This window comes from Streptomyces pseudovenezuelae (assembly GCF_029892565.1).
In the GTDB taxonomy this organism is placed as follows: Bacteria; Actinomycetota; Actinomycetes; order Streptomycetales; family Streptomycetaceae; genus Streptomyces; species Streptomyces pseudovenezuelae_A.
The window spans coordinates 1-4,868 of record NZ_JARXVH010000057.1 but is presented as its reverse complement, the minus strand read 5'-3'; the positions used below and the strand labels follow the sequence as shown (position 1 = coordinate 4,868).

The following is a 4,868-nucleotide window of genomic DNA, read 5'->3' as shown; positions in this document are numbered from 1 at the left end:
CGCCTTCCACACACCCAGAATGGCCGCGACCATGTCCACACCCCGCGGCAGGCACAACCCCACCACCGACTCAGGTCCCACACTGTGTGCACGCAGGACATGCGCCAGCCGATTGGCCCGGACGTCCAAGTCCCCGTACGACACCTCCACACCCTCGAACACCACCGCAACAGCACCAGGATCAGCCGCCGCACGCCGGGCGAACTGCTCCGGCACCAAAACATCCGGCACCACACCCGCCGTGTCGTTCCACTCCACCAAAACCCGCCGACGCTCACCCTCGTCCAGGATGCCGACAGCCGACAACCGCGCCCCCGGCGCGGCAACCAGCTGCTCAACAACACGCCGTAGCCGACCCGCGATCCGCTCAACCGACTCGACGTCGAACAGATCCGCCGACGCGACCAACACACCCCGCAGACCGGCCGGCGCGCCCTGCGCGTCGAACTTCTCCCCCACCGACACCTCCAGGTCGAACTTCGACGCCTGCACTCCGGCGGTCAGCGCCTCGACCTCGAGACCGCTCAGGCCCAACTCCACCGACCTGGTGTTCTGCAGCGTCAGCATGACCTGGAAGAGGGGGTGCCGGGCGAGCGTGCGGGCCGGCGCGAGTTCCTCCACCAGCCGCTCGAACGGCACGTCCTGATGGGCGTACGCTCCGAGGCCCGCCTCCCGGACCCGGGCCAGTACCTCATCGAGGGTGGGGTCGCCCGACAGATCGGTCCGGATCACCAGTGTGTTGACGAAGAAGCCGACCAGGTCGTCCAGCGCTTCGTCCGTGCGTCCGGCGACGACTGAGCCGATCGGGATGTCCGTGCCGGCGCCGACGCGGTTCAGTGTCACCGCGAGGAGGGCCTGGAGCAGCATGAACAGGGTCACGCCACGTTCACGCGCCAGTGCCACCAACTGCTCGTGCGTCTCGGTCGGTAGGTCCAGCGGGATGCGGTGTCCCTGGTGCGTACGCACGACCGGGCGCGGCCGATCGGTCGGCAGTTCCAGTTCCTCGGGGGCGCCCGCGAGGGCCTTGCGCCAGTACTCGACCTGCTCGACCAGCACCCTGGTCTCGGCGCCATCGTTCCCGAGCAACTCCCGTTGCCAGAGCGCGTAGTCCGCGTACTGCACCGGCAACGGTTCCCACTCCGGGGCCCGTTCCTCGATCCGCGCCTCGTACGCGACCGCGAGGTCACGCGCCAGAGGTCCCACCGACCAACCGTCGCCGGCGATGTGATGGGCCGTCACCATCAGAACGTGTTCCGCCGGGCCCTCGGCGAACAGCCAGGCGCGGAACGGGATTTCGGTGGCCAGGTCGAAGCGGTGCTCCGCCGACTCCGCGACGGCCGCGGCCAGGTCATCGGACGAGACCTGTACGACGTTCAGCTCGAACCCGGTCTCTTCGACCGGCAGGATCCGCTGGTACGGTTCGCCGTCGATCTCCTCGAACACGGTGCGCAGCACCTCGTGACGTCCGACTACATCCCTGAGCGCGGCTTCGAGTGCCTGCCGGTTCAGGTCTCCGGTCAGTCGGAGCGCCATAGGGGTGTTGTAGATCGCGCTCGGCCCCTCCAGCTTCGTCAGGAACCACAGTCGGCGTTGCGCGAACGAGAGCGGGATCATGCGGACTCCTCCTGCTTGCGCATCGGCCGCAGTACTGGCCTGGCCTTCTCTTGCTGAGGGCCTTGATCTGCCAGCCAGTTGGCGAGTCCGGCCGGGGTCGGGGTGCTGAAGACCGTCCTGATGGGCAGTTCCACGTCCAGCGCCGTGCGTATGCGGCTCACCAGGCGGGTGGCGAGCAGTGAGTGGCCGCCGAGTGCGAAGAAGTCGTCGTCGACGCCGACCACGGGCAGACGCAGTACGCGGGCGAAGGCCTCGCAGAGGATCCGTTCCTGTTCCGTGGCCGGTTCCCGACCGCTGCCTGCCGCGGCGGCGATGTCGGGGGCGACGAGGGTCGCGCGGTCCAGCTTTCCGTTGACCGTGAGCGGCAACGTGTCGAGCACCACCACTGCCGAGGGCACCATGTGCTGCGGCAGGCTCTGCGCGGCGTGGGCGCGCACGAGGTCCGGGAGCGTGGGGTCGTCCACGATGTCCCGATCGGCGGCGGGGACGACGTAGGCGACAAGCCGTTCGTCGCCGGGGGTGTCCTCGCGGACGACGACCACGGCCTGGGCCAACGCGGGGTGGGCGGCTAGTACAGCCTGTATCTCGCCCGGCTCCACGCGGTATCCGCGGATCTTCGCCTGCTCGTCCGCCCGGCCGGAGAACACGAGTTGGCCGTCCTCGGTCCACCGCGCCCTGTCGCCCGTCCGGTACATCCGCTCGCCGGCGGCGTACGGGCACGCCACGAACCGTTCGGCCGTCAGTTCCGCGTGGCCGACATAGCCACGCGCCAGATTCGAACCCGCGACATACAACTCGCCCGCCACACCCACCGGTACGGGAGTGAGACGTTCGTCCAGTACGAACGCGCGCACGTTGACGATCGGTCCGCCGATGCCTGGGGCGTCCTCCGCGCCCAAGGGGTCGGACATCGTGGCGCACACGGTCGTCTCCGTCGGCCCGTACGCGTTGATGAACCGCCGACCCGGCGCCCACCGCGCGACCAGGTCACTGCCGAGGGCCTCACCCGCGGAGACCAGCGTGGACACCGACGGGAAGTCCTCCGGCGACAGCACGGCCAGCACGGCCGGCGGCAGTGTCACATGGCTCACCTCGTGGCGCGCGGCGATCTCCGCCAACGCCGGTCCAGGCAACAGGTCTTCCGTCCCGGCCACCACCAGCGTGGCGCCGGACGCCAGCGCCACCAGCACCTCCGACACCGCCGCGTCGAAGCTTGTCGACGCGAACTGCAGCAGTCGGCTGGACCCGTCCACGGCGAACCGTTCCGACTGCGCCACCACCAGGGCGGCCAGTCCCGCATGCGACACCGCCACGCCCTTGGGGCGACCTGTCGAGCCCGACGTGTAGATCACGTACGCCATCTGCGCGGGCAGCGTGACGCCTTCCGGAGCGGTCGCCGGCGTGGCGTCCAACTCGGCCATCGTGTCCGGGTCGTCGAGGTCGAGCCGCGAAAGCCCCGGTGCGCAAAGGCCACTTGTCAGACGACCCAAGCCGACAACAACACTCGCACCGCTGTCGGCGAGCATGAACTCCAGCCGCTCGGACGGATATTCAGGATCCAGCGGTACGTAGGCCGCCCCCGCCTTCCACACGGCGAGTATCGCTGCCACCAGGTCGGCGCCACGCGGCAGGCACAGCCCCACGACGGACTCAGCACCCACCCCTCGGTCCCGCAGGTGGTTCGCCAGCCGCGCGGCACGGGTGTCGAGTTCCTCGTACGACATCTCGGTCGTCCCGGACACGATGGCGACCGCGTCGGGAGTGCGCGCCACCTGGGCCTCGAACAGCTGGGCAGCCGTCTCGGCGGTGACCAGCGCGTCCGTGCCGTTCCACTCGCTCAGCATCCGGCGAAGTTCACCCGTGTGCAGTACGTCCACTGCGCCGAGCCCGGCCCCTGGGTCGCCCTCCAGTGCGGCCACGAGGTTGCCCAGGCAGGTGTGCAGCATGGTGCACATCGCCTCCGCGTCGACCGGGGCCACCGCGTCGATGGTCAGCCCGAACCCGGTGCCCAAGTCGTCCACTGCGGCAGCGACTGGATAGTTGGTGCGTTCGCGGGTGAGCAGTGCGCTCACTCCGTCGAGGCCTGTGCTGACGCCCCATCCCGACACACGGGTGGCGGCCTGTGCGGCGGCTTGGTTGTGCCGGTAGTTGAAGAGGGAGGTGAACAGCGGGCTGCCGCCGGGTACTTGGGCGGCCTGCTGCGCCAGTGCCAGCGGCGCGTGCTCGTGCACCAGCAGCTCCGCGAGCTGGTCCCGCAGAGCGAACAGTGCCTCGCCCACACCCGCCGAGCCCACACGCACGCGCACCGGGAGCGTGTTGATGAAGGGACCTTGCACCCGGTCGGAGCCGGCTCCGGCATGCATTCGGCCGAACAGTACGGTGCCGAACACCACGTCGTCCCGACCGCTGACCGCGGCCAGTACACGCGCCCAGGCCAGGTGGAACACGGTGGCCGCGCTGACTCCGAGCTGCCGCGCCATCCCCCGGACCTGATCGGCGAGTTCGCCGTCCACGGACAGCTTCGCCCGTTCCGTGCGCCTGCCGTCACCGTGCACGTCCACGAGTCCGTACGGCGCCGTGGTCTCCTCGACGTCTGCGAGCAGTTCGGCGAAGTACCGCTCGTGCTCCTCCCTCGGCACCCCCAGCCGGGCCTGCGCCACGAAGTCGCGGAACGGCAGCGGCTCCGGCAGGGACTCGCCCCGCCCGGACAAGAAGGCACCGAGCTCCCTCAGCAGAGCTTCCTGGCTCGTGTGGTCCCGCACCGCTTGATGGATACGGATCAGGCACAGCCACCGCCCACTGCCCGGCTCGGGGGCGACATGCACCCGGATCAGCGGGGCGCTGCCCAAGTCCATCCACCGACCACCGAGTTCCAGCAGCTGCTTTACGGCATCTCCGCCTTGAGGGTCGAGGACAAGCTGCTCGACGGGCAACTCCACTTCCCGGAGCACGACTTGGACGGGCTCGCGCAACCCTTCCCACACGATCGCGGTGCGGTAGATGTCGTGCCGGGCCACCACGCTCTGCAACGCACCCAGGAACGCGTCCAGCCGCTCCCGCGAGTCGAGCCCGAGCACGATCGGCAACACATAGACATCACCGCTGTCCTGACCAGCCATCAGGTGATGGAAGAAGATGCCTTCCTGGAGAGGGGCGAGCGGATAGACGTCGGCGATGTTGGCCGCGCCACCCGGGAGCTGCGCGGTGAGGTGTGCGATCTCGGCCTCGTCCAACTCGACCAGGGGGAGCATGTC

The 4,868-nt window shown here is 69.4% G+C and carries 2 protein-coding genes; both read right to left on the bottom strand.

Annotation, left to right across the window (positions count from 1 at the left end):
* The coding region (locus tag M2283_RS51315) for a condensation domain-containing protein (RefSeq protein WP_280883536.1) at window positions 1-1,614 on the bottom strand (1,614 nt) is incomplete at its 3' end.
* A partial coding sequence (locus tag M2283_RS51310; RefSeq protein ID WP_280883535.1) for a non-ribosomal peptide synthetase occupies window positions 1,611-4,868 on the bottom strand: 3,258 nt, incomplete at its 5' end. The genes M2283_RS51310 and M2283_RS51315, both read right to left, overlap by 4 nt.